This is a genomic window from Bradyrhizobium sp. 40, from assembly GCF_023100925.1.
Taxonomy (GTDB): Bacteria; Pseudomonadota; Alphaproteobacteria; order Rhizobiales; family Xanthobacteraceae; genus Bradyrhizobium.
Genome location: NZ_CP064688.1, coordinates 2,456,477 through 2,483,103 on the forward strand (window position 1 = coordinate 2,456,477; position 26,627 = coordinate 2,483,103).

26 protein-coding genes are annotated in these 26,627 nt (G+C 62.5%); 9 read left to right on the forward strand and 17 right to left on the reverse strand.

Annotated elements, in window-relative coordinates; genetic code table 11:
* Positions 1 to 3: 3 nt before the first annotated feature.
* Positions 4 to 1,317, reverse strand: a complete 1,314-nt coding sequence (locus tag IVB40_RS11725; protein WP_247290225.1) for a hypothetical protein — start codon at positions 1,315 to 1,317, stop codon at positions 4 to 6.
* Between the two features lie 451 nt (positions 1,318 to 1,768).
* The gene (locus tag IVB40_RS11730; protein ID WP_247290215.1) at positions 1,769 to 2,422 is read right to left on the reverse strand and encodes a transcriptional regulator; all 654 of its coding nucleotides are present in this window, start codon (positions 2,420 to 2,422) and stop codon (positions 1,769 to 1,771) included.
* 83 nt (positions 2,423 to 2,505) lie between these two features.
* Here IVB40_RS11730 and IVB40_RS11735 point away from each other — a divergent pair, with 83 nt between their 5' ends.
* Complete coding sequence (locus IVB40_RS11735; protein ID WP_247290213.1) at positions 2,506 to 3,294, forward strand: outer membrane beta-barrel protein; 789 nt, start codon at positions 2,506 to 2,508, stop codon at positions 3,292 to 3,294.
* Positions 3,295 to 3,806: 512 nt separating this feature from the next.
* Here IVB40_RS11735 and IVB40_RS11740 read toward each other — a convergent pair.
* The 6 genes from IVB40_RS11740 to IVB40_RS11765 all read right to left on the reverse strand — a co-directional run bounded on the left by IVB40_RS11740 (position 3,807) and on the right by IVB40_RS11765 (position 8,309).
* The gene (locus IVB40_RS11740) at positions 3,807 to 4,181 is read right to left on the reverse strand and encodes a hypothetical protein (RefSeq protein WP_247290210.1); all 375 of its coding nucleotides are present in this window, start codon (positions 4,179 to 4,181) and stop codon (positions 3,807 to 3,809) included.
* Between the two features lie 36 nt (positions 4,182 to 4,217).
* Positions 4,218 to 4,631 (reverse strand): DUF5681 domain-containing protein, encoded by a 414-nt coding sequence (locus tag IVB40_RS11745; RefSeq protein ID WP_247290208.1) that lies wholly within the window; start codon positions 4,629 to 4,631, stop codon positions 4,218 to 4,220.
* A gap of 141 nt (positions 4,632 to 4,772) precedes the next feature.
* Positions 4,773 to 5,291, reverse strand: a complete 519-nt coding sequence (locus IVB40_RS11750; protein ID WP_247818914.1) for a site-specific DNA-methyltransferase — start codon at positions 5,289 to 5,291, stop codon at positions 4,773 to 4,775.
* Positions 5,292 to 5,391: 100 nt separating this feature from the next.
* Positions 5,392 to 6,057, reverse strand: a complete 666-nt coding sequence (locus IVB40_RS11755; RefSeq protein WP_247818915.1) for a ParB/Srx family N-terminal domain-containing protein — start codon at positions 6,055 to 6,057, stop codon at positions 5,392 to 5,394.
* A 92-nt stretch (positions 6,058 to 6,149) separates the two neighbouring features.
* The gene (locus IVB40_RS11760) at positions 6,150 to 6,560 is read right to left on the reverse strand and encodes a hypothetical protein (protein WP_247290206.1); all 411 of its coding nucleotides are present in this window, start codon (positions 6,558 to 6,560) and stop codon (positions 6,150 to 6,152) included.
* Positions 6,561 to 7,085: 525 nt separating this feature from the next.
* Complete coding sequence (locus IVB40_RS11765; protein WP_247290203.1) at positions 7,086 to 8,309, reverse strand: AMP-binding protein; 1,224 nt, start codon at positions 8,307 to 8,309, stop codon at positions 7,086 to 7,088.
* An 86-nt stretch (positions 8,310 to 8,395) separates the two neighbouring features.
* On the opposite strand from IVB40_RS11765, the gene IVB40_RS11770 reads away from it, so the two are divergent.
* On the forward strand, positions 8,396 to 9,550 hold the full coding sequence (locus IVB40_RS11770; protein ID WP_247290202.1) for an AGE family epimerase/isomerase: 1,155 nt from the start codon (positions 8,396 to 8,398) through the stop codon (positions 9,548 to 9,550).
* Here the strand turns inward: IVB40_RS11770 and IVB40_RS11775 are convergent.
* The 6 genes from IVB40_RS11775 to IVB40_RS11800 all read right to left on the reverse strand — a co-directional run bounded on the left by IVB40_RS11775 (position 9,547) and on the right by IVB40_RS11800 (position 16,820).
* Positions 9,547 to 10,389 carry an ABC transporter ATP-binding protein gene (locus tag IVB40_RS11775; protein ID WP_247290200.1) on the reverse strand — a complete coding sequence of 281 codons (843 nt, stop codon included), beginning with the start codon at positions 10,387 to 10,389 and terminating at the stop codon, positions 9,547 to 9,549. The two genes, IVB40_RS11770 and IVB40_RS11775, sit on opposite strands and share 4 nt — an antisense overlap.
* A gap of 160 nt (positions 10,390 to 10,549) precedes the next feature.
* The gene (locus IVB40_RS11780) at positions 10,550 to 11,833 is read right to left on the reverse strand and encodes an ABC transporter substrate-binding protein (protein WP_247290198.1); all 1,284 of its coding nucleotides are present in this window, start codon (positions 11,831 to 11,833) and stop codon (positions 10,550 to 10,552) included.
* A gap of 46 nt (positions 11,834 to 11,879) precedes the next feature.
* Positions 11,880 to 12,953: a branched-chain amino acid ABC transporter permease gene (locus IVB40_RS11785; protein ID WP_027519026.1), complete on the reverse strand. Its 1,074-nt coding sequence runs from the start codon at positions 12,951 to 12,953 to the stop codon at positions 11,880 to 11,882.
* A gap of 3 nt (positions 12,954 to 12,956) precedes the next feature.
* Positions 12,957 to 13,850 carry a branched-chain amino acid ABC transporter permease gene (locus IVB40_RS11790; RefSeq protein ID WP_027519025.1) on the reverse strand — a complete coding sequence of 298 codons (894 nt, stop codon included), beginning with the start codon at positions 13,848 to 13,850 and terminating at the stop codon, positions 12,957 to 12,959.
* Positions 13,851 to 14,070: 220 nt separating this feature from the next.
* Positions 14,071 to 16,002, reverse strand: coding sequence for a long-chain fatty acid--CoA ligase (locus IVB40_RS11795; RefSeq protein WP_247290196.1), 1,932 nt, complete (start codon positions 16,000 to 16,002; stop codon positions 14,071 to 14,073).
* Entirely contained in the window at positions 15,999 to 16,820 is an 822-nt protein-coding gene (locus IVB40_RS11800) for an ABC transporter ATP-binding protein (protein WP_007601963.1), read from the reverse strand. The genes IVB40_RS11795 and IVB40_RS11800 overlap by 4 nt, the downstream gene beginning before the upstream one ends.
* Before the next feature lie 333 nt (positions 16,821 to 17,153).
* Between IVB40_RS11800 and IVB40_RS11805 the strand changes: the two genes are divergently transcribed.
* Entirely contained in the window at positions 17,154 to 17,828 is a 675-nt protein-coding gene (locus IVB40_RS11805) for a Crp/Fnr family transcriptional regulator (protein WP_106946375.1), read from the forward strand.
* Here the strand turns inward: IVB40_RS11805 and IVB40_RS11810 are convergent.
* Together IVB40_RS11810 and IVB40_RS11815 are read right to left on the reverse strand one after the other, a co-directional pair.
* Positions 17,825 to 19,087: an MFS transporter gene (locus tag IVB40_RS11810; RefSeq protein WP_247400503.1), complete on the reverse strand. Its 1,263-nt coding sequence runs from the start codon at positions 19,085 to 19,087 to the stop codon at positions 17,825 to 17,827. The genes IVB40_RS11805 and IVB40_RS11810 overlap by 4 nt on opposite strands.
* A 123-nt stretch (positions 19,088 to 19,210) precedes the next feature.
* Positions 19,211 to 20,053, reverse strand: coding sequence for a uroporphyrinogen-III synthase (locus IVB40_RS11815; RefSeq protein WP_247818916.1), 843 nt, complete (start codon positions 20,051 to 20,053; stop codon positions 19,211 to 19,213).
* A 141-nt stretch (positions 20,054 to 20,194) separates the two neighbouring features.
* Between IVB40_RS11815 and purU the strand changes: the two genes are divergently transcribed.
* Positions 20,195 to 21,058, forward strand: a complete 864-nt coding sequence (purU, locus tag IVB40_RS11820; RefSeq protein WP_247362688.1) for a formyltetrahydrofolate deformylase — start codon at positions 20,195 to 20,197, stop codon at positions 21,056 to 21,058.
* Between the two features lie 36 nt (positions 21,059 to 21,094).
* On the opposite strand, the gene IVB40_RS11825 is transcribed toward purU, so the two are convergent.
* A complete protein-coding gene (locus IVB40_RS11825) occupies positions 21,095 to 21,379 on the reverse strand; it encodes a hypothetical protein (protein WP_247290188.1) in 285 nt (94 codons plus the stop codon).
* A gap of 517 nt (positions 21,380 to 21,896) precedes the next feature.
* On the opposite strand from IVB40_RS11825, the gene IVB40_RS11830 reads away from it, so the two are divergent.
* The 5 genes from IVB40_RS11830 (at position 21,897) to IVB40_RS11850 (ending at position 26,620) form a co-directional block, all read left to right on the forward strand.
* Complete coding sequence (locus tag IVB40_RS11830; RefSeq protein WP_027566804.1) at positions 21,897 to 23,087, forward strand: ABC transporter substrate-binding protein; 1,191 nt, start codon at positions 21,897 to 21,899, stop codon at positions 23,085 to 23,087.
* Positions 23,088 to 23,252: 165 nt separating this feature from the next.
* Complete coding sequence (locus tag IVB40_RS11835) at positions 23,253 to 24,122, forward strand: branched-chain amino acid ABC transporter permease (RefSeq protein WP_247818917.1); 870 nt, start codon at positions 23,253 to 23,255, stop codon at positions 24,120 to 24,122.
* An 8-nt stretch (positions 24,123 to 24,130) separates the two neighbouring features.
* Positions 24,131 to 25,159 carry a branched-chain amino acid ABC transporter permease gene (locus IVB40_RS11840; protein ID WP_027566806.1) on the forward strand — a complete coding sequence of 343 codons (1,029 nt, stop codon included), beginning with the start codon at positions 24,131 to 24,133 and terminating at the stop codon, positions 25,157 to 25,159.
* Entirely contained in the window at positions 25,156 to 25,911 is a 756-nt protein-coding gene (locus tag IVB40_RS11845; protein WP_007612502.1) for an ABC transporter ATP-binding protein, read from the forward strand. Before IVB40_RS11840 ends, IVB40_RS11845 begins: the two co-directional genes overlap by 4 nt.
* Positions 25,904 to 26,620 carry an ABC transporter ATP-binding protein gene (locus IVB40_RS11850; RefSeq protein ID WP_027566808.1) on the forward strand — a complete coding sequence of 239 codons (717 nt, stop codon included), beginning with the start codon at positions 25,904 to 25,906 and terminating at the stop codon, positions 26,618 to 26,620. The genes IVB40_RS11845 and IVB40_RS11850 overlap by 8 nt, the downstream gene beginning before the upstream one ends.
* Positions 26,621 to 26,627 lie beyond the last annotated feature (7 nt).

Genomic DNA, 26,627 nt, shown 5'->3' on the forward strand with positions numbered 1-26,627 from the left:
GCTTCACGTCGGTTGACCTGCGACCTGCGACTGTATGAGAAGCCACATCGTCATGGCCGCGGCAAGACCCGTGGCAATTAAATACGCGGGCGACATGTTCCACCCGCTACCTGCGAGCACTAAATAGCTCAGCAATCCTCCAATCGAAACGGTGAAGCCAAGCCAGGCAAGCTTTGGGAAATGAAATCCACGTTCGCCGCGCCAAAGATCAAGCACGAGGTAGAACACGAGAAAGGTGTTGCCGAGCGCCGCCGGCAGCAAACCCATGATGATACCGCTCTCGAATCCAAGATAGGATAACACGCCGTCAACCTGAGCAATCACGGCGAACGGCAAATAGCGCGGATTGATGCAGGCCAAGGCGATAGACGCGAGCTCAAAGGCATAGAAATAACGCTCATGCATCTTCGGAAGCAAGTAGGGCATGAGCATGAGCGAGACGCACGCGGCGAGCAGAATGAACTCTGGGCCCGTTCGTTTGGAACGCGCGATGAACATTGACAAAGCAAGTCCGCTCACAGCCGCAAGCACCAAGCCGATGGCGACTCCGATCTCGTACGGTGTACCCCCAGCCAATACCCAGATGTTCGCTGCATTCATTGTGAGGCGATGGAATGTGTGAGCTTGCTCTAAATAGACACCCGCTACGGAGGCTAAGGATCTGCCAGCGACGAAAACCGGAATGGCGAGAACCACGTAAATCCCGGGAACAGCGGCGAGCCATGCTGGGTGGATCCTGCGGCGCATTAGCACGCCCAACACTAAGGGCCCTAGAAAGACGCCCTGGGCCTTCACCGAAACCGCCGCCGCGAATGGCAAAACGCCATTTCGGTCCCGCATGAACAGGGCTACGGAGACCAGCGTGAAGAACGTCCAGATCGAATCGGCCTGTGCCCACATTGCGCCGTTGAAGAGCACCGTCGGCGCCAGCCAAACAGCGCAGAAGGCCAAGGCGGTGCGCAATGGCACCCTTGTCGCTCGCCAGACGATCCGGGCGATAGCGATCGCGCAGCCCAACTCGATGACGGCCGAGATCGCTTTCACGAGGGACAGTGGCTGGCCCAGCCAATCAAGTCGCGCGGCAATCAGCAGGAGGTAGCTGTAAAACGGGGTGTAGTTGGTGAAAGGTTCCGCCAGCGCGCCGATCCCGTGATCTCGAGCAAAGCAATACCACGGGATCAGGAACTGAATGGCGTCGTCGGTGGCGTGCTCGCGCACGAGGTAACGGAGCCCAAGGCCTGCAAACCCGCACAGCATCACCAGAGCGATCGGAAGCCGCGAGTTCGTGTCGCCTGAACTGATGCGGCGGCGGGACACTGGCGACGTGTCCATCCCAACGGTCTTATTATCACGCGATACTCTTGCTGGCGATTTCCTCGTTGTGATCACACTGTAGCGGCTAACAATGCAAAGGTTGTATGAGCAGGGTGGGTGCAGCTCGCTGACTGCCTCTGAACGAATTGTTTGGTTACCGAAACCTTTAGAGAATTGGCGCCCATCGAAAGGGACTCGCAGCAGGAGAGTAAGCCAGCATTCAACCGGCTTCAGGATCCTCAGGTTTTGCTGTTGGGGAAAAGGGCATGGGCTAAAGGTTTGGATTTAAGTGCTGCGCAACGTTGGTGACGCGCGATGAGAAGCTGATCGAGGCGCCGACTGACTTCGATCACGGACAGGACATGCGACGGGCCGATCTCAATGGCGTCCTCGGCACGGCCCCTTGTTGCGCGTAGATAATGGCGCGCAATTCGGCGTAAAAATTGGCGGCTCGTTAGCTAGAGGCTTTTGAAGCTTTTGGCGGCCGACCAAGTTTGGGTCGTGGTAGCCCTGATCTGTCTGGAAGCGGAACGACAAGCAGCCGAAGCTGCATTGCCGCGAGGACCTTCAAAATTCGGCTGAGATGTGGATCTACGGCGCCGCCGAATGTTTTGTACATTGTTCTACGCTCGATCCCAGCCTCCCTCGCCAGGGAGGAGACATTCTGGGCCAGCACGGCTTCTTTCAATGCAAGGACGGCTTCCTCGAAGCGATTGCTGGCTAGGCCTTGCGTTAGTCGGTTTGCGATCCCTTCGGGATCATCGGGGGCCGTCCCGCTCGGTGCAGTCTGCACCTCAGAGGGATCCGACCGCACCACGCTGGCCTGTACGTTGAGCGCATCAAAGAGCCTTAGGATGCGGCTGAGCTGAGGGTCGATTCGACCCCCGAATGTTCTGTACAGGGCATCCCGTCTCAAACCAGCGTCCCGCGCTAACATCTGCACGTTTTGAGCTTGCATAACGCGGCTGAGAGCCGTCCGCGCGGCATCAAAGTCGTTTTCTCTCATGCTTTCAGTTAGATAGATGGCTGTTGCCGCTGGATTGTCGCGGAATAATTCAGCCAGGATTGCCTTGTTGCTAGCCAGCATCGCCCATCGATTGCCCGTCACTGTGGCCCTCGGGTTACAGCATTTTGGGCCGTTTGGGATAGATTGCCCAAGACATCGACGCACACCGCTTGGGGATTTTTGTGATGAAGAAGATTTTGTTTGCTCTCACCGCGATCGCGGCGATGACTGGTTCAGCCTCGGCCGCTGACCTTGGCGCCCGTCCCTACGTGAAGGCCCCGATGGCGGCGCCCGTCGCCAACTGGACCGGCTTCTACATCTTCGGTGGCGCCGGCGGCGGCCTCTCTGCTGCGGACCAGCGCGTCCAGACCACGGTCGGCGCGGTTCCGCTCACTATTGATCAGCGTCAGGGTGGTTCGGGTTGGTTCGGCACCGTTGGCCTCGGCTATGACTGGCAGTTCAGCGGCACCTGGGTCGCCGGCGTGTTCGCTGACGGTCAGTTCGGCAGCATCCGCGCCACCATCCAGGATCCGACGGTCGTTGGCGGCCTCACCGGTACGCAAAAGCTGGAAGACTCTTGGGCCGCAGGTGTGCGCCTCGGCTGGCTGGTTGCTCCGAACGTGCTCTCCTACGTCAACGGCGGTTACTCTGGCGCTCACTTCGGCCAGACCAATTTCATGACGCTCGCCGGCGTTCCCGCGGGGATCCACCTCAACAGCTATAACCGCAACGGCTGGTTCATCGGCGGTGGCGTCGAGAACAACCTGAATATCTTCGGCATCCAGTCGCCCGGCTGGTTCATGAAGACCGAGTATCGCTCGGCCTTCTACAACGCCAAGACCTCGAACGAGCTCTTCGATGTCACGAACACGCTGGTTGGCCGCGATATCCGCGCCAACAGCTGGAACCAGACGATTTCGACTTCGCTGGTCTACCGCTTCAACTGGACCGGTCCTGTGGTCGCGAAGTACTGATCCATAACCCGCTTCAAACATCAAAGCCCCGGGTATCGTCCGGGGCTTTTTTGTTGTTTGGAGCGTGCTCCGGATCTGAGGGGAATATGTGACCATGCTGCTGGCCAGTTGCGCCAAGCTCAACCTAACTGGGGTAGGCGACGGCTGCTTAGCGCATTGGCGGCAAGCTGGTCGGGCCCGGCCTGCTCCATCTCTCAGCCGATCTTGCGATGCTCGCAAGCAAATCATGAAAAGAGCGCTAAACGCCGGATCAACGATCGTCGGCGCCCAATCTTTTGCCGCCTGGATGAATAGGAAGAAGAACCCGGTCGTAAAGCGACGTTCGAATCCTGGGTCCGTCGGCTTCGTCAGTGGCTAAACGTGGGTGCTGAGAGGGACATTGTCGGCGGAGGCGATTTCATGGCGGTTGTCGCTTGGATGGACCGGTGCTGGAAATTTAATTCTTTGGATCAATTGGGGTTGCAGCTCTGGATTTAGCGAAGGAGTTGGCCGGCAACGCGGCGAAGCGCTAATTAGGCTGTTCGGCTAGGCTTGCCCTCAACGATGCCGACGCCGTGTTCCTCCAGGAGCTTTTTCGTATCCCAAATCGGTTCGGGAACGACTATTGGCTTGCCCGCTATTGCGGGGTCATTCTGATCGATCAGCTCTCCGGTTCGCTCCAAAAGTCGCCAGATATTGTTCCGGGCGCTCTTGTCGCCTTGAAGAGCCGCATTGTAGTTTTTCAACAGGACAGCCACGGCTCGGGGGACCTTTTGCCGACGGCCATCTGTGGTAAGCATCACGGGCTCCATTGCGAGCCGCTTAAAGATGGCGATCACGCTTTCCGTCGCGTTCCTGCAAGAGGCGCGACGGGGCCGCTCGCAGCTCACTTTCGTACGTTCGGTCATTGTCGTTGATCCATCCTGCCGTCCGTTCAATTTCCCCTAGCTGATCCTGTCGTGCGCCTGCGGGACTTGAACGTTCGAACTGATAGCCTGAACGCGCTTCACAATAATGGGACCTATGCTCTTCGGAGTGGATCGCCGAATTAGTCCGGAGCGCTCCATGAGATCGATGAACTTCTTAAACTCACGAGGATCACCTGCCATCGCATCGTGAAGGATTCGGCGCACCATTAGTTCTCTTCGAGAGAGCGTGCTCCCGTCTTTTGTGCGTTGAACACCATCGAAGAGCTCCTTTAGGCTAATCCCATCGGGGCGCTTTGGACGCCCCTTGGGGTTTCCTGTTCTTCCCTTGGGAAATTGCGCATGCTTCGGCGGACGTTTGTATCCGATCTCGTAACCTGACGGAGCACCATCGGCCGCTGTGGGCTTGATTGAATTGGCGTAGTCGTCCATGCGTCCTCGCGCTGGTTTTGAGCCTGGCGACGAGTAGCACGACCAAGCGGACTCAGCGCTCACGACAATTGCCGAAGGAATTCCGATACCGGCGGGCGTCTGGGTCGAAAGGCTCAGGTGGGCGCTTTGAAACCCAATGGATCAGGCCGCCCGGATCTCCGCCAGCTCCTCAAAGCTCTCCTGCATTGGATAAAGCCAGGCCTTCTTTCCGGTGTACTGCTCCCAACGCCGCACCGCGACATCTACGTAAGCGGGGTCAAGCTCGACCGCCCGAGCAATGCGGCCAGTCTTTTCCGCCGCGATCAGGATCGTCCCGCTCCCACAGAAGGGGTCGAGCACGATCTGGCCGCGCTTGGAGCAGTCCTTGATGGCATCCGCCACCATGGCCACGGGCTTCACGGTTGGGTGCAGCTTCAGCTCCTCCATGCGACCGGTCCGCATGCTGGTTGCACCTTCATAATCCCAGACATTGGTCCGATAGCGGCCGTGCTGACCGAGTTCGAAGGTATTGGTATGCGCGGCCGATCCGTGCTTCCAGACGAACACCAGCTCATGCTTGGAACGATAGAACGATCCCATCCCCGCATTGGTCTTGTTCCAGATGCAGAGGTTCTTGAGCTCTGCATAATGTTGATCGCCCGCAAGCAGCATTTCCCGCATATGCCGCCAATCCACGCAGATCTGGTGGATTGAGCCATCCCGCGAGTAGCGGCAAGCAGGCGGAAGATCTTGGAGAGGAACCGGGTGAATTCCTCGTTGCTCATCTCCCCCGAAGCCATGGCGAATTCGCGGTGCTTGATTGCGCCCAGCCCCGATACATTGCCGCCAATGCGAACGTTATAAGGTGGGTCGGTAAAAATGAACTCGGCCCGTTCGCGCCCCATGAGGACGTCGTAGATGGCGGGATCGGTTGCGTCACCACAGAACAGAACATGCTTGCCGAGCCGCCACATGTCTCCGACGCGACTGACGGGAGGGCCCTCACCGCGCTCTGGAATCCGGTTTTCCGGCTGTTCGCTTTCGTCGTCAAAGTTCTCGATGATGCAGTCAACCTCGGCGCTTCAAAACCCGTCAGATCGATGTCGAACCCCACGTCAGCGAGCTGCTTCAATTCGATTGCAAGGATCGAGTTATCCCAGCCCGCCTTTTCAGCGAGGCGATTGTCCGCGAGAACATAGGCGCGCTTGTCCGCCTCGTTAAGATGCGAGAGGCGGACGCAGGGGACCGTCTCGAGGCTGAGCATGCTTGCAGCCGCAAGACGTCCATGGCCTGCGATGACCTGACCTTCATCGTCGATCAGGATCGGGTTGTTGAAGCCGAACCGCTTGATGCTTTCCGCGATCAGCTTGATCTGCTTCGCCGAATGGGTGCGGGCATTGCCCGCGTAGGGCTTCAACGCGTCGATTGACAGCTGCTCGATCTGCAAAGCTTTTCTCCTGATTGAGTTCTCTTAGGGCGAATTGCCCCCGGAGAGGTTTTGCAGATCAGGGCTGGGAATTCGCTCACGGAAATTGGCGGCTACGGTGCACGGTCGGGAGGCTGCGGAAACTGGCGCTCTATCTCCGTTTCGAAGTCCTCCGAATCCCTGCAGCGTTCGTCGGGGTGAAGGTGCCCGCCCTTCCACAAGCTGTGGTTATTGCGGAGAGTCGTCCAATCTACATTTTTTAGGCGCTTGCGCGCCCAAAATGCCAACAGGCGGTAGGCGCGCTCGCTGGTCGCGATATGATCGATGGTGCGCTCCGGAGCGGTTTGATCAGCCTTGAGCCGCCTGCACAGCCACGGATAGATCCTGTCGATCTGCTCGAGCGTAAAGTCCTGCTGTGCCGGATGGTTGGGTGGGCGACCGCGGCGCTTGTGGATGGGAGGGGCGTGGCGGACGTGCCATGGCGGATCGTCGTGAAGCCGCTGCTGATCAAACGGGACGCCCATGTTCGTTTCTCCCTGGGTTCGCTGGTCCGGAGAAACGCCAGCCCAAGAGGGAGCAACAGCAGAGAGCGGCTCACCCCATTGGTAAACGCTCAAAATCCGATATTGCGGATTCGAGGGCTATGGGGTAGCGGGCGAGTCCAATTGGCGAATGTAGAGGCCTCCTATCGCGTTTTTGAAATTCATCACAAGGCCGTGACAAGATGCCGGTCTACTGCATGCCGAAGAAGTTCGCGACGCGAGCAAGCTTCGCGTCACTCCGTCCTGATGGTCTGGCGGATCAGGAGATCAGATGGTTCTTCTCGTGCGCTTGCTGGGCCACTGATCGGCTTCCCTGCTACGGCTCGGCAAGTTCGCTGTTCTTTGCCCGGCAATTCCCTGATAGCGGTTTGGAATTCCCTGTTATTTTCCACCCGCTGCTCGCCAGAGCCGCGCAAGTCTCGGATATTCCGGGAGTTTTGCGCAGATTTACACCTGAACGGGGCTCAGCGTTGTGAAATATTCGCTGTTACCAGAACGAGGTCAGCGTTACCGCTCGTCCGCGATCACCTTGCCGTCGTTCGGCAGCGCGCCGGGCCTCACCAATTCAACTTCGCCTCCGAGCTTCGTCACTGCGCGCAAGGTGCCTGCAATCTCCTCGCGCAACGCGTCGTTTGCGACCGCCGTCTCCGCTTTCAGCGTCATTGCATCGGCCTCGCCCTGGCGCGCGACGACGAGGCGTAATCTTCCGAGCGCGGGATGGCGGTTGCCGATCTCGGCGACCTGCTCCGGGCGGACGAACATGCCCTTGACCTTGGTGGTCTGGTCGGCGCGGCCCATCCAACCCTTGATGCGCATGTTGGTGCGCCCGCAGGGGCTGGTCCCCGGCAGTGCCGCGGTGAGGTCGCCGAGAGCGAGTCGGATCCAGGGATGGTGCGGGTCGAGCGAAGTCACGACGATCTCGCCGACGTCGCCGGACGCCACGGGATCGCCGGTGCCGGGCTTGACGATCTCCATGATCAGATCCTCGTTCACGACCATGCCGTCGCGCGCGCTCGTCTCGAAGGCGATGAGGCCGAGATCGGCGGTGCCAAAGGCCTGGTAGGCGTCGATGCCGCGCGTCTTGATCTCCGCCTGGAGCGAGGGCGGGAAGGCCGCGCCCGAGACCAGCGCGCGCTTGATCGAGGAGACGTCGCGTCCTGAGCTTGCGGCAGCATCGAGCAAGATCTTCAGGAAGTCCGGCGTGCCGCTGTAGCCGACGGGACGGTAGGCCTCGATCAGCTCGAATTGCTGCTCGGTATTCCCTGGACCGGCCGGGATCACGGCGCAACCGAGCGCGCGGGCCGACGCATCGAAGATGAAGCCGCCGGGAGTGAGATGATAGCTGAAGGTGTTGAGCACGATGTCGTCGGGCCGGAACCCGGCCGCGAACAGCGCCCGTGCGCCGCGCCACGGATCGGCCTGCCGCCCCTCCGGCTCGAAAATCGGCCCGGGGGAGGTGAAGAGGCGGGCGAACGAGCCGGGCGCCGCCGCGACGAACCCTCCGAACGGGGTGGAGGCCTTGTGCAGGGCCGGCAGTTCCGACTTGCGCAGCACTGGGAGGCCCGCCAATGCCGCCCTGGAGGTCACGGCAGCCGGATCCAGGCCTTTCAGCCGATCAGCATAGGCGGGCGCGGTCATCGCAGAGCGCAGCACGCCGGGCAGGCGGGCGAACAGATCGGCCTCGCGCGCGGCTTGCTCGCGCGTCTCGAGGGCGTCGTAATGGGCGGTCATGGCTGATCTTTCCGTGTTGGCATCCGTTGCGTGCCGCCGCCGGCATGGGTATCAGACGGCCATGGACGAGGTTTGAAGAGGACGCGATGGCGGACGAGGGAATCAGTGCGGCGGACGAGGCGTCGGACGTCGTGCCGCGCCTGAAGCGCCGCATCATCGACGAGGCGCTGCCGTTGTGGTCGACGGTCGGCTGGGACCATGGCGCGGGTGGTTTCATCGATCGGCTGCATCGTGACGGCACGGCGGACGTGACCGCGCCGCGCCGGGTATTCGTGCAGGCCCGCCAGATCTGGTGCTACGCCAAGGCTGCGCAGGTGGGCTGGTACCCTGAGGGGCGCGCCGTCGCACTGAAGGGCCTCGAGCATCTGCTCGCCAAGGCAAAGACGCCCGACGGCCGGCCCGGCTACGTGCACCGGCTGACGCCGGAGGGCGCGGTGCTGGACGCCCGCCGCGACGCCTACGACCACGCCTTCATCCTGTTTGCGCTCGCGGCCGTCTATGCGCTCGACCAGGACGCACAAATTCGCACCGAGATCGACGCGCTGCTCGCCTTCCTCGATGGCCATCTGCGCTCGCCGCACGGCGGCGTCCACGAAGGCCTTCCGGTCTCGCTGCCGCGCCGGCAGAACCCGCACATGCATCTGTTCGAGGCGATGATCGCGTGCTTCGACGCAACCCACGACTTGTCGTTCCAGAACCGTGCCGGCGAGTTCTTCGCGCTGTTCCTCGCCAATCTCTACGACAAGCGGACGCGCGCGCTCGGCGAATATTTCGAAGAGGACTGGTCGAAGATCGCGCCGGTCAGCGTCGAGCCCGGCCACCAGGCGGAATGGGTCTGGTTGCTGAAGGGGTTCGAACGCATCACGGGCTGCCCGACCGGACAGCGGCGCGCCGAGCTGCTGGAAACCGCGCTGCGCTATCGCGACGAGGCCACCGGCTGCCTGATCGACGAGGGTGACGACGCCGGCAACATTCGCCGCACTACGCGCCGGCTGTGGCCACAGACCGAGATTGCGAAGGCGTGGATCGCGCAGGCCGAATCCGGCGAGGCGGGCGCGGCGGACGAGGCGCGCGTGGCGCTGGCGCGGCTCGAACGGCATTATCTCAGCCATCCCGTGCGGGGCGGCTGGTACGACCAGTTCGAGCGCGACGGCAAATCGCTGATCGACACCATTCCTGCGTCGTCGTTGTATCATGTTCTCTGCGCAGTCACGGAAGCGGAACAGGTATTGGAAGGTTAAAGCCAGCGCTTGCGCCGCTTGAAGCTTTTGAGGTTCTTGAAGCTCTTGCGCTGGTCGCCGGCGCCGCCGAGGTAGAATTCCTTGACGTCCTCGTTGTCGCGCAATTCGTCCGCGGTGCCGTCGAGCACGACCTTGCCCTGCTCCATGATGTAGCCGTGGCTTGCCACCGACAGCGCGGCGCGGGCGTTCTGCTCGACCAGGAGAATGGTGACGCCGAGGTCACGGTTGATCTTGTGGATGATCGAGAACACCTCTTTCACCAGCAGAGGCGACAGGCCCATCGAGGGTTCGTCCATCAGGATCATCTTCGGGCGCGCCATCAGTGCGCGGCCGATCGCGAGCATCTGCTGTTCGCCGCCGGAGAGATAACCGGCAAGCCCGGTGCGCTCCTTCAGACGCGGGAAATAGTTGAAGACCATATCGAGATCGGCGCCGACCTCGCGGTCCCTGCGGGTGAAGGCGCCGAGCTTGAGATTTTCCAGCGAGGTCATGTCGGCGACGATGCGCCGGCCCTCCATCACCTGGAAGATGCCGCGGCGGACGATCTTGTCGGGGTCGATGCCGTTGATGCGCTCGCCCTCGAACAGGATCTCGCCGCGCGTGACTTCGCCGTCCTCGGTCTTGAGCAGCCCGGAGATAGCCTTCAGCGTCGTCGACTTGCCGGCGCCGTTGGCGCCGAGCAGCGCCACGATCGCGCCCTTGGGCACGTCGAGGCTGAGACCGCGCAGCACCAGGATGACGTCGTCATAGACGACCTCGATGTTGCGCACGGCAAGGAGAGGCGGTGCGGGTACGATGCCGGGGGAGGGACGAGCTGCTGTTTCGTGAATTTCGGTCATGCCTCATACTCCGCTGTCGTCGCCCGGCTTGACCGGGCGACCCAGTATTCCAGAGACGCCTGAGACTCACGGAGAGGCCCCGGCGTACTGGATCCCCCGCTCCAGTGCGCGCTGCGCACAAGGCGGGGGATGACATTTGTGTGTGAGGTGAGCGCTAAGCTCACCAGCCCAGCAATTCCGGCTTGCGCGGGAGCTCGACGGTCTTGACCTTCTCGAGCTTGATCGCGCCCTTGGCCATGAGGTCGTTGAGGTCGCCGTCGGTCGCTCCCGCAATCTTGGTGCGGTAGAGGTCGACCTTCAGCGTGCCGCGGTGGTCCTTGTCGGTCCAGGTCGAGGGATTACAGACGCCCTCCATTCCGGCCGGCACCCAGTCCTTCTTCTGGTAGAAGCCCTTGGCGACGTTCTCGCCGGTGGCGCCGCCGTTCTTGGCGGCCCAATCGATCGCCTCCTTCATGTAGAGCGCCGAGCACACCGCCGCGATGTAGTGCACCGGCCGATAGACCTTGCCGGTCGGGTCGGACATCTTCGAGATCTCCATCACCGTTTTCATGCCGGGCGCATCGCCGCCCCAGCTGACCGCGGTGCGCAGCGGGAAGATCACGCCGTCGGCGGCATCGCCTGCGGTCTTGGCGGCGTTCTCGTCCATGCCCCAGACATTGCCCATGAACTGGATGTCGACGCCGGCGGTCTTGCAGGCCTTCATCACCGAGATGTTGGACGCGGCGGTGTTGCCGAGATAGGCGTAGTTGGCGCCTGAGGATTTCAGGCTCAGGCACTGCGCGCTGTAGTCACCCGGCGCGAGCGCGAACACCAGCGGCGGCAGCACCTCGAAGCCGAGCTCCTGCGCCATGGCTTCGCCGGCGGCCTTCGGCGCGTTCGGATAAGGGTGGTTGGCCCCCATGTGGACGAATTTCGGCTTGCCGGACTTGCCCTTGGCCTTCCAGTCTTCGGCTGCCCACATCAGCATCGCGCGCAGCGAGTCCGAATAGCTCGGACCATAGAAGAAATTATAGGGCGCGGGCTTGGCCTTGCCGCTGACACCTTCGGGATCGGTGAGGGCGGCGGCGTAGGAGCCGGAGAGGTCGGGGATTTTATCTTGTGCGAGGAAGCCGGTCAGCGCCTCGGTGTCTGCCGTACCCCAGCCCATGATCGCCGCGACCTTGGAGTCCGGCGCCGACCACTTCTTGTAGAGTGCGATCGCGCGCGGCACCTGGTAGCCATAGTCGTTGGTGTCGACGTTGAGCTGCTTGCCGCCGACGCCGCCGTTCTTGTTGACCCAGGCGAAGGTGTCGGCGACGGCTTGGCCGTAGGGCGTGCCGACGTCGGACGTGCCGCCGGAATAATCGGCGAGATGCCCGATTGCGATCTGCGCCTGCGCGCCTGACGAGAATGCGGCGATCGCCAGCGCAAGTGACGCGGTGCTCAAAAGGGATTTAGTTTTCATTGGTTGCCTCCTCCTGTTTATTTGTTGGTTTGCGAGTTGCCCGCGCTCAATGCGAGAACGGGTAGAGTTTCCAGTACGCCTTGATCTGCCGCCAGCGATGGGCGAGCCCATCCGGCTCGAACATTAGGAACGCGATGATGATCACCCCGATCGCGATCTCGCGCAGGAAGGTGATGTTGTTGTTCAGCGACAGCGCCTTGTCGATCGCGCCGCCCTTCAGCGCCACGCTGAGGAACTCCATCGTCTCGGGCAGCAGCACCACGAACGCGGTACCCATCAGCGTGCCCATGATCGAACCGGTGCCGCCGATGATGATCATGGCCAGGAACAGGATCGAGCGTTCGATGCCGAAGCCCTCTTGCGACACCACGAGCTGGTAGTGTGCGTAGAGCGCGCCAGCGATGCCGGCGAAGAAGGCGGCGAGCCCAAATGACAACGTGCGATACTTGGTGAGATTGATGCCCATGATCTCCGCGGAGAGATAATGGTCGCGAATCGCCACCAGCGCGCGGCCGTCGCGGGTGCGCATCAGATTGGTGACGAGGACGTAGCTTGCAACCACGTAGGCGAGTACGACATAGAAATATTGCCTGTCGCCGCGCAGCGTGTAGCCGAAGATCGAAAACGGATTGGCGCTGGCCGGCACCGAGCCGCCGGTGAACCATTCGGCGCGGGAGAAGAAGTCGAGCAGGATGTATTGTGCTGCGAGCGTCGCGATCACGAGATAAAGCCCCTTCAGCCGCGCCGCCGGGATGCCGAAGATCAGCCCGACCAGCGCAGTGACGACGCCCGCGAGGGGGATCGCGAAGAACACCGGGATCGATGTGCTGTTGGAGATGTAGGCCGAGGTGAAGGCGCCGAGCAGGAAGAAAGCGGCATGGCCGATCGAAATTTGGCCGGTGAAGCCGACCAGGATGTTGAGGCCAAGCGCAGCAATCGAGAAGATGCCGATCTGGATCAGGATGCTGAGCCAATAGCCGCCAAGGAATTGCGGCACGAGACACAGCGCCAGCACGCCGGCGATCGCAAAATTGCGGCTGGTGGCGGTCGGGAAGATCGTGGTGTCGGCCGCGTAAGAGGTGCGGAAATCACCAGCAGGGATGAGGGCGGGGCCGGCCATGGATCAGATCCGTTCGATGTCGTGGGTGCCGAACAGGCCGTAGGGCTTGATCATCAGCACGATGATGAGGACGTAGAACGGCGCGATCTCGTAGAGATTGCCCCAGTGAAGGTATTCGCTGTCGACATATTGCGCGATGTTCTCGAGTAATCCGATGATGATGCCGCCGAGCACGGCACCGCCGACGGAATCGAGCCCGCCGAGGATCGCAGCCGGAAACACTTTGATCCCATAGGCGGCAAGGCCCGAGGATACGCCGTTCACGACCGCGACCACAACGCCTGCAACCGCCGACACCGTTGCGGAGATCGCCCAGGCCATCGCGAACACGCTTTTCACGGAAATGCCGAGCGATTGCGCGACCTGTTGGTTGAACGCAGTGGCGCGCATCGCAAGGCCGTACTTTGACGCGCGGAAGAACCAGGCCATGCCAATCATCATCGCGATCGAGACGACGAGGCTCATGACATAGACGGTCTGGATCTGGAGCCCGAGCAGGCTGACGGACTGGCTCTCGAACACGCGCGGGAACGGCTGCGGATTGACGCCGAACATCCATTTCAGCGTGGCCTGCAGCACGGTGGAGAGGCCGATCGTCACCATGATGACCGAGATGATGGGTTCGCCGATCATCGGTCGCAGGATCAGGACCTGCACCGCGATGCCGAACACGAACATGAACACCAGCGTCATCGGCATGCCGATCCAGAACGGCACCTGGTATTTCGCGAGCAAAGTCCAGCACACCCAGGCGCCGACAAGCAAGAGCTCGCCCTGCGCGAAATTGACGACCTGGCTAGCCTTGTAGATCAGCACAAACGACATCGCGACCACGCCATAGAGCGTGCCGACCACGAGGCCGTTGACCAGGAGCTGAATGAGGAAGGCGGTATTCATGAAGTGGTGCTCGCTGACAAATCCGGCGCGCTCTTCCCCTCTCCCCTTGTGGGAGAGAGTGGCTTCGCGAAGCGAAGACGGGTGAGGGGTTGTCTCAGCAATGAACGCGCGGAGAGAGGACCCCTCGCCGAAGTGAGGGTGGAGCGGGCTGCGGAGATGCCCTCTCCCACAAGGGGAGAGGGCGCCGCAATACGCATTGCACCTGTGATTGCCACGAAGTTCACTCCGCCGCCTCCGCCAAATGCCCCGGTCCGCCGAGATCCACCACTCGCAGCGTGGTCCGCACCCTTTGCGTGGTGCCGTCCTGGAAGCGGATCACGGTGTCCACGGGGATGTCGGCCTGGCCGCGGTAGATCGCGTCGATGATGCCTTCGTATTTCTCGTTGATGACGCTGCGGCGCACTTTCCGCGTGCGGGTGAGCTCGCCATCGTCGGCGTCGAGCTCCTTGTAGAGCAGCAGGAAGCGGGAGATGCGCTGTGCCGGTGGCAGAGTCGCGTTGACGGTCTCGACTTCCTTCTTGAGCAGCGCATAAACCTCGGGCCGTGAGGCCAGGTCGCTGTAGGTCGTAAACGAGAGCCGGTTCTTCTCCGCCCATTTCGAGATAATGGAGTAGCGGATGCAGATCATGGCGGCGAGCGCGTCGCGGCCTGCACCAAGCACCACGGCTTCCGCGATATAAGCCGAGAACTTCAACTTGTTCTCGATGAATTGCGGCGAGAAGCGGTCGCCGCGCGAGGTCTCGGCGAGATCCTTGATGCGGTCGATGACCACGAGCTGGCGATTCGCGTTGAAATAGCCGGCGTCGCCGGACAGCATCCAGCCATCCCTGAGGTCAGCGACGCTCGCCTCCGGGTTCTTGTAGTAGCCGAGGAACATGTTGGGATGCCGCACCACGATTTCGCCGACGCCGTGAACGTCGGCATTGTCGATGCGGATTTCGACGCTGTCGGCCATCGGCACGCCTGTCGTGTCGGGATCGACCTTGCCCGCGGGATGCAGCGTGTAGGCCCCCAGCAGCTCGGTCTGGCCGTAGAGCGTACGCAGCGGCACGCCCATGGCCTGGAAGAACTTGAAGGTCTCGGGCCCGAGTGCCGCGCCGCCGGTTGCGGCTGAACGCAGGCGGGTGAAGCCGAGGCGGTCGCGCAATGCACGGAACAGGATCGCGTCGGCAAAGCCGGAACGCTCGCCCCGTTCGAGCGCGGCAAGCCCGCTCTTCATGCCGATGTCGAACAGGCGCTGCTTGAACGGCGTTGCGTCCATCACCCTGGCGCGGACGTCGGCGGCGATTGATTCCCAAACGCGCGGTGCAAACAGGATGAACGTCGGTGCGATCTCACGCAGATCGTTCATCATGGTCTCGGGCTCTTCGACGAAGTTGATCTTCATCCGGCACAAGAGGCCTTTGCCCAGTACATAGACCTGCTCCATGATCCAGGGCAGCGGCAGCACCGACACGTATTCGTCGTCCGGCCCTTTCGGATCGAAAGCGAGGTATGTCGCGCAGTGGCCGAGCACGCGGCCGGCCGCGAGCATCGCGAGCTTTGGATGCGAGGTGGTGCCTGATGTCGTGCAGAGGATCGCGACGTCCTCGCCCTTGGTCGCGTCCACCAGCCGGTCGTAAAGTTCCGGCTCGCGCGTAGCCCGCGCCCGGCCGAGTTCGGCAAACGTCTCCGCCGACATCAAGCGCGGATCGTCGTATTTCCGCATGCCGCGCGGATCGGAATAGATGATGTGCTTCAGCTTTGGGACGCGGTCGGCCAGCGTAAGCAGCTTGTCGACCTGCTCCTCGTCCTCGGCGAAAACGAGCTGCGCCTCGCCATAATTGAGGAGATAAGAGGCTTCTTCGTCGAGCACGTCACGATATAGCCCGAGGCTCAAGCCTCCGATCGCGTGGGTTGCTATTTCCGCCGCGACCCAGTCCGGCCGGTTGTCGCCGATGATGCCGACGACATCTTCGCGCCCAAGGCCCAGTTCGATCAGGCCGAGCGCGAAGTCGCGCACCCGCGTCTGGTAGGCGTTCCAGGTGAACGGGCGCCACAGCCCGAGATCCTTCTCGCGCAACGCGATCTCGTTGCCGTACTCCTTCGCATTGAGCCGGAGCATCTTCGGATAGGTGTCGGCCTGCGCGACGCGGCCTGCGTAATCCATCATGCCGCGCTCTCCTGCGCCGGCGGAGCATCGTCAGGATCGACCAGCACCTCGTCCTCTTCGCCGAGATAGGCGCGCCTGACGTGGGGATCGGCGAGCACGGCGGCCGGATCGCCCTCGGCGATCTTGCGGCCGAAATCCAGCACCATGACGCGGTGGGAGATGTCCATTACCACGCCCATGTCGTGCTCGATCATCACCACGGTCATGCCGAACTCCTCGTTGAGATCGACGATGTAGCGGGCCATGTCCTCCTTCTCCTCGAAGTTCATGCCGGCCATCGGCTCGTCGAGGAGAATGAGGCGTGGCTCCAGTGCCATGGCGCGCGCGAGTTCCACGCGCTTGCGCAGACCATAGGAGAGGGTGCCGGCCGGCGCCTTTCGCACCGATTGGAGATCGAGGAAATCGATGATCTCCTCGACCTTGCGGCGGTGCTCGAGCTCTTCCTTGCGCGCGCCGGTGAGCCAGTACAGCGAGCCCGTGAGAAAATTGTTCTTCAGGAGGTGATGGCGGCCGACCATGATATTGTCGAGCACGCTCATGTGGTGGAACAGCGCCAGGTTCTGAAAGGTGCGGCCGATGCCGAGCGAAGCGCGCGCGTTGGGCGTCAGGCCGGTGATGTCGCGGCCCTGGTAGAACAGCTGGCCTTCGGTCGGCTTGTAGCGGCCGGAAATACAGTTCACGATCGAGGTCTTGCCGGCACCGTTGGGGCCGATGATCGAGAACAACTCGCCTTCCCTGATGGCGAAGCCGACATCGGTCAGCGCACGAACGCCGCCGAATCGCAAGGACACGCCGCGCACTTCAAGACTGGTAGCCACCAAACAGATCCCTCCCGGTGATGGCGCATTCAGTGGCGCTCTTCGTCCGTTCTGTCGGGCGATCCTAGTACGGCCGTGCCGGTGAGGCCATGCAGCAGATGGTCTCGACCGGAGCCGCGCCGCTCTCGTTCCCGTTTGGGATCAAAAGCCGCATCGCCCGAGGTGGTCCTCAATAGGGGAAAGCGCTATTTTGAAATGTCTCCCGCCTGACAATTCTGCGACAAAGTTTTTTGGGCGCTCGCAGCCTCCATCTTTCGTCTGATGGTAGCCGAGACGATCATGCTGCATTGCAGCAGAACAGGAGTGACGAACGGTGCGGCGGGCTTCGGGTTCATGATTTCAGAGGATCAATTGAAGCGCGTCGCTGCCTGGTCGCGCGAGCTCACGCAAGCGGAGATCGAGGTCGCTCGTGCCGGGATCACGGAGCGGTCCTACGGCACCGGCGAAACCGTCTTCATGCGCGGCGACACGTTCGACTATTGGGCCGGCATGGTCTTTGGGCTTGCCCGGATGGGCGGGGTCTCGCGCGACGGCAAGGAGACGAGTCTTGCCGGGCTGACGGCGGGGGCCTGGTTCGGCGAGGGCAGCGTGCTCAAGAACGAGCCGCGCCGCTATGACGTCGTCGCGCTGCGCAACAGCCGCGTCGCGCTGATGGAACGCAGCGCCTTCATGTGGCTGTTCGAGAACAGCGTCGGCTTCAACCGCTTCCTGGTTCGCCAGCTCAACGAGCGGCTCGGCCAGTTCATCGGCATGCTCGAGGTCAACCGCACGCTGGATGCCACCGCGCGGCTCGCTCGCAGCATCGCCTCGCTGTTCAATCCGATCCTCTATCCGGAATCCACCGCGCATCTGGAGATCACCCAGGAAGAGATCGGCGCGCTTTCCGGCATGTCCCGCCAGAATGCCAACCGCGCGCTGAACCGGCTGGAGAAAGAGGGCTTGCTCCGGCTGGAGTATGGCGGCGTCACGATCCTCGATATCGAGCGGTTGCGCGGTTACGGGGATTAGCGCCCATTGGCGGGGGCGTGCACCGGCCAGAGGTCAGCGCGCCAGCGCACCGCGATCGCCATCATTGCGATGAACCCCGAGACGGCATAGAGCGACCCCGTCGCGGAATAGCCGATGATGTCGATCAGGCTGCCGGCCGCGAGGAGCCCAATCGGCAGGCCGTAGATCACCATCATGCGCACGCCCATGACGCGGCCGCGAAGATGTGCGCTGGCCGTCCGCATCAGGATCACGGCAGCCGATATCATCGACATGCTCTGGGCGATGCCGGCGAGCACGAGGCAGGCCATCGCCACCGGCATGGTCCTGATCTCGACGAACACCAGCAGCATGGCGTACCAGGCCAGCGTCGCGCCGATCAGGAGCCGGGCAATGCGCACTCCGCTGACAAGGCTGAGCGTGATGGAGCCGATCAGCGAGCCGACGGCGAAGCTCGCGGAGAGATAACCGAGGCCGGTCTGGTCGGTGTGAAAGATATCCCGCGCGATGTAGGGCAGCAACCCGCCGGTGAAAGGAAATGCGGTCAGGTTGGCCAGGAAGGCGACGCATAGCGCCGCGCGCATCCCCGCGCCATTCCAGGCGTAGACGATCCCTTCCTTCAGATCGCCCAGCAATCTCGAAACGGCGCGGCCGTCTGCCGGAAGATCAGTTGTGGCAATGGTCCGTTCCGGCCGGGTCAGGCAGAGCATGAGCAGCGCGGCCACGAAATAGAGGCAGACGATCACCACGTAAACGAGGCCAATACCGAGGACGGCAAATAGCCCCGCGCCTGTCAACGCGCCGGCGATGCGCGCGCTGTCCTGGGTCGTGCGCGCAACGCTGATGGCGCCCACCAATTGCTCGCTCGGCATGATCTCGGCAAGCAGCGCGCCGCGAACGCCGAGATCCGAGGGGCGAATCAGGCCCATGATTGCGACGATGATCATGACGCCTGGCGGGGTCAGATGACCGGTCAGTGCCAGAGTCATGATGGTCGACGCGAGCACCATATAGGCAAGACGCATCGCGACCAGGAGATCGCGATGACCCATGCGGTCACCGATCATGCCGAACACCGGCGCCACCAATGTCCCGACGAACTGGAGCGATGCGAGCACGGTGAGCAGCAGCACCGAGCCGGTCTCGACCATGATGTACCAGCCGAGCACCAGCGTCTCGATCTCGAATGCCCAGGAGGTGAGCAGGTCGGACGGCCACTGGAAACGATAATTGCGGATACGAAATGGCGCGAGCGCGGAGGGGCGTGCCGGTGTGCTCAAGGCGCGATGGCGCGTATCACGGCGATTCCCTTGCCTTGTTATTTCTTCTTCTGTGCGAGACCGTAGCGCCGGTGACGCTTGTGTCAATCGGGGGCAGCTGCAGGCCGCTCCCGCGCTCTGCTCCTAGCTCGCAGCGGTTCTCGATTTCCGCTCCAGGAGCGCAGTGGCCATCGCCGAGATCAGCGGTCGCATGAAGTAGGCTTCATCGGCAGGCGAGACGTCGGTCCGCAGGTCGTGCGCCGCGAGCTCGCCCGAGACAGCAGGTCCCACTGACGCGATCAGCGTCCGCTCCAGGCCTGCGCGCAGCTTCGCCTCGCTGCCATGTGCCTTCGCGGCCTCAATCAGGCGGCGCACCTGGCCAAGATTGGTCAGCGCGATCGAATCGATTCGCCCGGCGGCCATCTCGTCGATCGCGGTGACGATGTTGGCATCCGCCGCCTTGGAATCGTAAGCATAAGGCAGCACGGCATCGACCTCGGCACCTTGCGCGGCAAGCGCATCGGTCAGCGCATTGTGATCCTTGTCGGGATAGAGCTGAAGGCCGAGGCGGTGCCCCTTCAGATCGAGCTTGCCGAGCATCTCGATCACGCCCTCGGTGGTCGGCTTCTCTGTGGTCTGCTGCGCCTCGAGTCCGATTTCGCGCAGTGCCTTGCCGGGCTTGGGGCCGCGGGTGAACTTTCGTGATCTGGCAAGCGCCGCCACGAGAGCCTGGTCGAGCCCTCGCGCGATGGCGCGCTTCATGATCCGCCGCAGCCCTTCGCCGGTCATCAACACGAGGTCGTCGAAGGGCTTGTCGATGGCGCGGCGGATCCAGGCCTCGACCGGGGCGGGGTCTGGTGCATCCTGGATGGTGAACATCGGGCATTGCACGACCTCGGCGCCTTGCTCGGCCAGCAACTTCGAAAACTGCGCCTCCTCGCGCGTTTCCAGGATCAGGATTCGGGTGCCGTTCAAGCGGTCGGCCATGAGCCTACTCCGGTCAGTCAAAGCAATCGTACGTTCATCCTGACTCCACCGTCGGGATTGGCGCAAGGTGGGGTCGGTGATAGAGCAGGGCGCAAATCGCGGGGCGTTCCGCAGCCGCTGCCCAAACCTTCATCAAGGCCCATGCCCGATCATCAATATGTCCTGACCCTGTCCTGTCCGGATCGTCCCGGCATCGTCTCGGCGGTGTCGACCTTCCTGGCGAATTCCGGACAGAACATCCTCGACGCCCAACAGTTCGACGACACCGAGACCAATAAGTTCTTCATGCGGGTGGTGTTCACCGCCGCCGATCTCGCCGTGGAGCTGTCGGCGCTCCAGACCGGCTTTACCGCGATCGCCGAGCGTTTCGGCATGGAATGGCAGATGCGCGATCGGGCCGCGCATCGCAAGGTGATGCTGCTGGTGTCGAAGTCCGATCACTGCCTGGTCGACATCCTCTATCGCTGGCGCACCGGCGAGCTGCCGATGACTTTGGTCGCAATCGTCTCCAACCACCCGCGCGAGGTCTATGACGGGCTCGATTTCGGCGGGGTTCCGTTCCACTATCTGCCTGTTACGAAGGAGACCAAGCGCGAGCAGGAGGCGCAGATCCTCGATCTCGTCGCCAAGACCGGAACCGATCTCGTCGTGCTCGCCCGCTATATGCAGATATTGTCCGACGATCTCTCGGCTAATCTGTCGGGACGCTGCATCAACATCCACCACTCGTTCCTGCCGGGGTTCAAGGGCGCAAAACCCTATCACCAGGCCCATGAGCGTGGCGTCAAGCTGATCGGCGCCACCGCGCACTACGTCACGCGCGACCTCGACGAGGGCCCGATCATCGACCAGGACGTCGAGCGCATCAGCCATCGCGACACGCCTGAGGATCTCGTCCGCAAGGGCCGCGACATCGAGCGCCGCGTGCTGGCGCGCGCGATCCGCTACCATCTCAACGACCGCGTCATCCTCAACGGCCGCAAGACCGTGGTGTTCGTGGACTGAACTCACCTCTCACCGCAGGCGGCGAGGGGGCACGACTTAACGTACCGCAGCGCCGGACGCTGAGCCCGTTGCGCCCTTTTGCGCCTGCTCCTCCTTTTCGCGATCCGCTGCCGGCATCAGCCGCTTGCGCTCGCGCTCCTTCATGAAGGCATCGTATTGCGGCGTGCCCGCCCGCGGCGGGGCGTCCGCCGGCAAGCCGCCGGCCCATTGCGGGACGTAGTCGCCCATGCCGGACGAGAGCTTTTCGTTGACGGTGCCGCAGCCGGACAGGCCCGCGGAGAGCGCGAGGAGGATCAGGAGGGAACGGGCGGATCTGGGCATTGTACGGAGGCGAAGTCAGCGTGTTGGACGCCAGGTCAGTCTGTCGTCGGGAGAGTAGCCTTCAACAGGTAAAATAGACTTATTCGAGGTAGGTAATTTGATACCGGAGGCTACCTACTCAGACCTTGCCGATGTTCAAATTCTGCAAACAAAAGACCAAATCCTCCATGCACCCGGCCGGCAGCGCTTCTAGACTGCGGCAACGTCTCGCGTCAAAGTGGTTTGGTCGGAGATGGGGCTTTTTCGTTGACAGGTCCATTTTGTTTGTACAATCGTACAAATGATGGCGACCACGATCACGATACCGGGTTACCCGGACGTGACCCGATATCGCTTCTGCCGTTGGCAATCGGAAGGCTCGGCTTGCGCCGAAAGGTCGCCAAACGTCCGATTGACAATAAGGGCGCGAAAGACGCCATGTGGCGCGACATCACGCGTGCGTGAGCTCGATTTAAGGCAAGGACCGGGCACTCGGTCCGGCGCACAAGAGATCAGGAATGAAGGGGAGGGACATCTGATGTTCGAACGCAAAAAACTGTCTCATAAGACTGCCTGGGCCGCAGCAGCGGCCGCCATCGTGGGCCTTACGGCCGTCCTTCCGGCCAAGGCCGAGGATAGCGTCAAGGTCGGTCTGATCCTGCCGATGACCGGCGGCCAGGCCTCGACCGGCAAGCAGATCGAGAACGCGATCAAGCTCTACATGCAGCAGAAGGGCGACACCGTCGCCGGCAAAAAAATCGAGATCATCCTCAAGGACGATGCTGCGATTCCCGACAAGACCAAGACCGCCGCGCAAGAGCTGATTGTCAACGACAAGGTCCATTTCATCGCCGGCTTCGGCGTCACGCCGGCCGCGCTCGCGGCGGCGCCGCTGGCCACGCAAGCCAAGATCCCGGAAGTCGTGATGGCCGCCGGCACCTCCATCATCACCGAGCGCTCGCCCTATATCGTGCGCACCAGCTTCACGCTGGCGCAGTCCTCCACCATCATCGCCGACTGGGCGGTGAAAAACGGCATCAAGAAGGTGGCGACCCTGACCTCGGACTACGCGCCGGGCAATGACGCGCTCAACTTCTTCAAGCAGAACTTCACCGCCGGTGGCGGCGAGGTGGTCGAAGAGGTGAAGACGCCGCTTGCCAATCCCGATTTCGCACCGTTCCTCCAGCGTATGAAGGATGCCAAGCCTGACGCGATCTTCGTGTTCGTGCCGGCCGGCCAGGGCGGCAACTTCATGAAGCAGTATGCCGAACGCGGACTCGACAAGGCGGGCATCAAGGTGATCGGACCGGGTGACGTGACGGACGACGACCTCCTCAACAACATGGGCGACGCCGTGCTGGGCACGGTCACTGCACACCTTTATTCCGCGGCGCATCCCTCGCAGATGAACAAGGATTTCGTCGCGGCCTACAAGAAGGCGTACGGAAACCGGCCGGGCTTCATGGCGGTGAGCGGCTATGACGGCATTCATCTGATCTACGAAGCACTGAAGAAGACCAATGGCGACACCGACGGCACCAAGCTGGTCGAAGCCATGAAGGGCCAGAAGTGGGAGAGCCCGCGCGGCCCGATCTCGATCGACCCCGAGACCCGCGACATCGTGCAGAACATCTACATCCGGAAGGTCGAGAAGGTCGACGGCGAGCTCTACAACGTCGAGTTCGCGACCTTCGAGGCCGTCAAGGATCTCGGCAAGACCAAGAAGTGACGCGCGAAAGCGCGTCATCCCCGAGCGCGCATTAGCGCGCATCGGGGATCTCGCCCGCCACTCTCGTCATGCCCGGGCTTGACCCGGGCATCCACGCGAGAGTCGAACCAGGAACGTGGATGGCCGGGACAAGCCCGGTCATGACGATAACGCCAAGCTGAGACGATGACCTCAATCCTCACCAACCTGTTCGATGGCGTTGCCTACGGCATGCTGCTGTTCGTGCTGGCTTGCGGGCTCGCGGTCACGCTCGGCTTGATGAACTTCGTCAACCTCGCCCATGGCGCCTTCGCCATGGCCGGCGGCTATGTCTGCATGGTGCTGGTCAACCGGATGGGCTGGCCATTCTTCGCTGCATTGCCGCTTGCCTTCGTCTCCTCTGCTGCGATCGGCATTGTGCTCGAGCGCACGCTGTACCGACACCTCTATGCGCGCAGCCATCTCGACCAGGTGCTGTTCACGATCGGCCTCACCTTCATGTCGGTCGCGGCCGTCGACTACATCCAGGGCTCGTCGCGGGTCTTCATCAATTTGCCGGCGGCGCTTCAGGGCCAGTTCGACGTGTTCGGCGTCGGCGTCGGCCGCTACCGGCTGATGATCATCGTGATCTGCGGGCTGCTCACCATTGCTCTCCAGATGGTGCTCGCGAAGACGCGGTTCGGCAGCCGTCTACGCGCTGCGGTCGATGATCCCCGCGCCGCGAGCGGCCTCGGCATCAACGTGCCGCAGGTGTTCGCCTTCACATTTGCTTTTGGTTGCGGCCTGGCTGGTCTCGGCGGCGCGCTGAGCGCCGAGATCCTCGGCCTCGACCCGTATTTTCCGCTGAAGTTCATGATCTACTTCCTGATTGTGGTCACCGTCGGCGGCTCGTCCTCGATCACCGGCCCGTTTCTGGCCTCGCTGCTGCTCGGCATCGGCGACGTCGCCGCCAAATATTACGTCCCGAAGATGGGACCTTTCGTGATCTACACCATGATGATCGTGATCCTGATCTGGCGCCCGAACGGCCTGTTCGGCCGCACGGCCGCGCGTTGAGTTCGCCGATGAGCGCCTCCTCCGACGTCGGCTATCACGCCCAGCGCCAGGCACGCTGGCATTATGGCGAGGCCGCTTTCTGGCTGATCGTGCTGGGCTGCGGCTTCGTATTTCCCACGCGTTATTTGATCATGACGGACATCCTGCGGCTCGCGCTGTTTGCGATGTCGCTCGATCTGATCCTCGGTTACGCCGGCATCGTCTCGCTCGGCCATGCAGCCTTCTTCGGCGCCGGTGCTTACGCGGCGGGGCTTCTCGCGCTGCATGGGATCATCAACGAGCCCGTGCTTGCGCTTGTCGTCGCAGGCCTTGTCGCGATGGTGCTCGGCTTCGCCACCAGCTTCCTGGTGATCCGAGGCGTCGACCTGACGCGGCTGATGGTGACACTCGGCATCGCGTTGTTGCTGGAGGCGCTGGCCGAACGCTTCTCCAACATCACCGGCGGCACCGACGGCCTGCAGGGTATCGAGATGCAGCCGATCTTCGGTGAGATCCCGTTCGACATGTTCGGCAAGACCGGCTTCTTCTATTCGCTCGCCGTTCTGTTCCTGTTGTTCCTGTTCGCCCGCCGCGTCGTGCATTCGCCGTTCGGGCTGTCGTTGCGGGCGATCAAGAACAATCCGCTGCGCGCGGCCGCGATCGGCATTCCCGTCAACCGCCGCCTGATTGCGATCTACACACTCGCGGCGTTCTATGCCGGCATCGCAGGCGCACTGTTCACCCAGACCACCGCGATCGCCTCGCTCGACGTGTTCGCCTTCGAGCGCTCGGCGGACCTGATGCTGGTGCTCGTGATCGGCGGCACCGGCTATCTCTATGGCGGCCTGATCGGCGCGGTGCTGTTCCGCATGCTGCAGGAGTTGTTCTCCACCATCACCCCGCAATACTGGCAGTTCTGGATCGGGCTCGTGCTGGTCGTGATCGTCCTGGTCGGCCGGCAGCGCCTGCATCGCTGGATGCTGTATGTGCCCAATCTGGTCATCAAGCAGATAGCCGGGCGCAAGGCCGTCGTCGCCGTGCCGGAGAGCGACGCATGACCATCGCGCTCGAAACCCAGAATCTCGAAAAGCAGTTCGGTGGTCTGCGCGTCACTCGCGACTTGTCGCTAAAAATCGAACAAGGCGCCCGCCACGCGCTGATCGGCCCGAACGGCGCCGGCAAGACCACGGTCATCAACCAGCTCACCGGCGTGCTCAAGCCGAACTCGGGCCGCATCCTGCTCGAAGGCCAGGACATCACCGATCTGCCCGTGCACAAGCGCGTATTGCGCGGCTTGTCGCGTACCTTCCAGATCAACCAGCTCTATCCCGACCTGACCCCGCTCGAGACCATCGGTCTCGCTGTCTCCGAGCGCCTCGGCCATGGCGGTGACTGGTGGCGGCGGATGGGTACGCGCAGCGACGTCAACGGCGAGATCGCCGACCTCCTGACACGCTTCCACCTGCTTGACGTCATGAACGAGCAGACGGTGACGCTGCCTTACGGCAAGCAGCGCCTGCTCGAGATCGCGGTCGCGATCGCCGCCAAGCCGCGCGTGCTGCTGCTGGATGAGCCCGCCGCCGGCGTGCCTGAGAGCGAGCGCCATGACATTCTCGCCGTCGTTGGCAGCCTGCCGCGCGACGTCACGGTGCTGCTGATCGAGCACGACATGGACCTCGTGTTCTCCTTCGCCGACCGCATCTCTGTCCTGGTCTCCGGTGCGCTGCTCACCGAAGGACCGCCCGAGCAGGTCGCGCGCGACCCGCAGGTCAAGGCGGTCTATCTCGGCGAGGAGGCGGTCAATGTCTGACCTGCTCGCGATCGACTCGCTTCGCGCCGGCTACGGCGAGGCCGTGGTGCTGCCGAACATGTCCCTGCGTCTCTCCGAAGGCCAGGTGCTGGCACTGTTGGGGCGCAACGGCACCGGCAAGACCACGCTGATCAATTCGATCGTCGGCGTCACCCGTCGCTTCTCCGGCAATGTCCGGCTGGCCGGTAGCGACGTCACGACTTTGCGGCCGGACCAGCGGGCGCGCGCCGGGATCGGCTGGGTGCCGCAGGAGCGCAACATCTTCCGCTCGCTCACGGTGGAGGAGAACATGTCCGCAGTGGCCCAGCCCGGCCCCTGGACGGTCGAGAGGGTCTACGAGATGTTCCCGCGGCTGAAGGAGCGGCGGAGCAATTTTGGCAACCAGCTCTCCGGCGGCGAGCAGCAGATGCTGGCGATTGGTCGCGCGCTGACCCTCAATCCGAAAGTGCTTCTCCTGGACGAGCCGACCGAGGGCCTTGCCCCCATCATCGTCGAGGAGCTTTTGAAGGCGATCGGGACCATCACCCGGGCGGGCGGCATCTGCTCGATTATCGTCGAGCAGAATGCCCAAAAGATTCTGGGGCTGGCCGACCGTGTTGTGATATTGGAGCGCGGAACGATCGTCCACGACGCCCCGAGCGCCGCGCTGAAGGCCGACCCGTCGGTCCTCGAGCGCCACCTCGGCGTCGCAGGGGCGGCGGCCCACTAAAAATAAC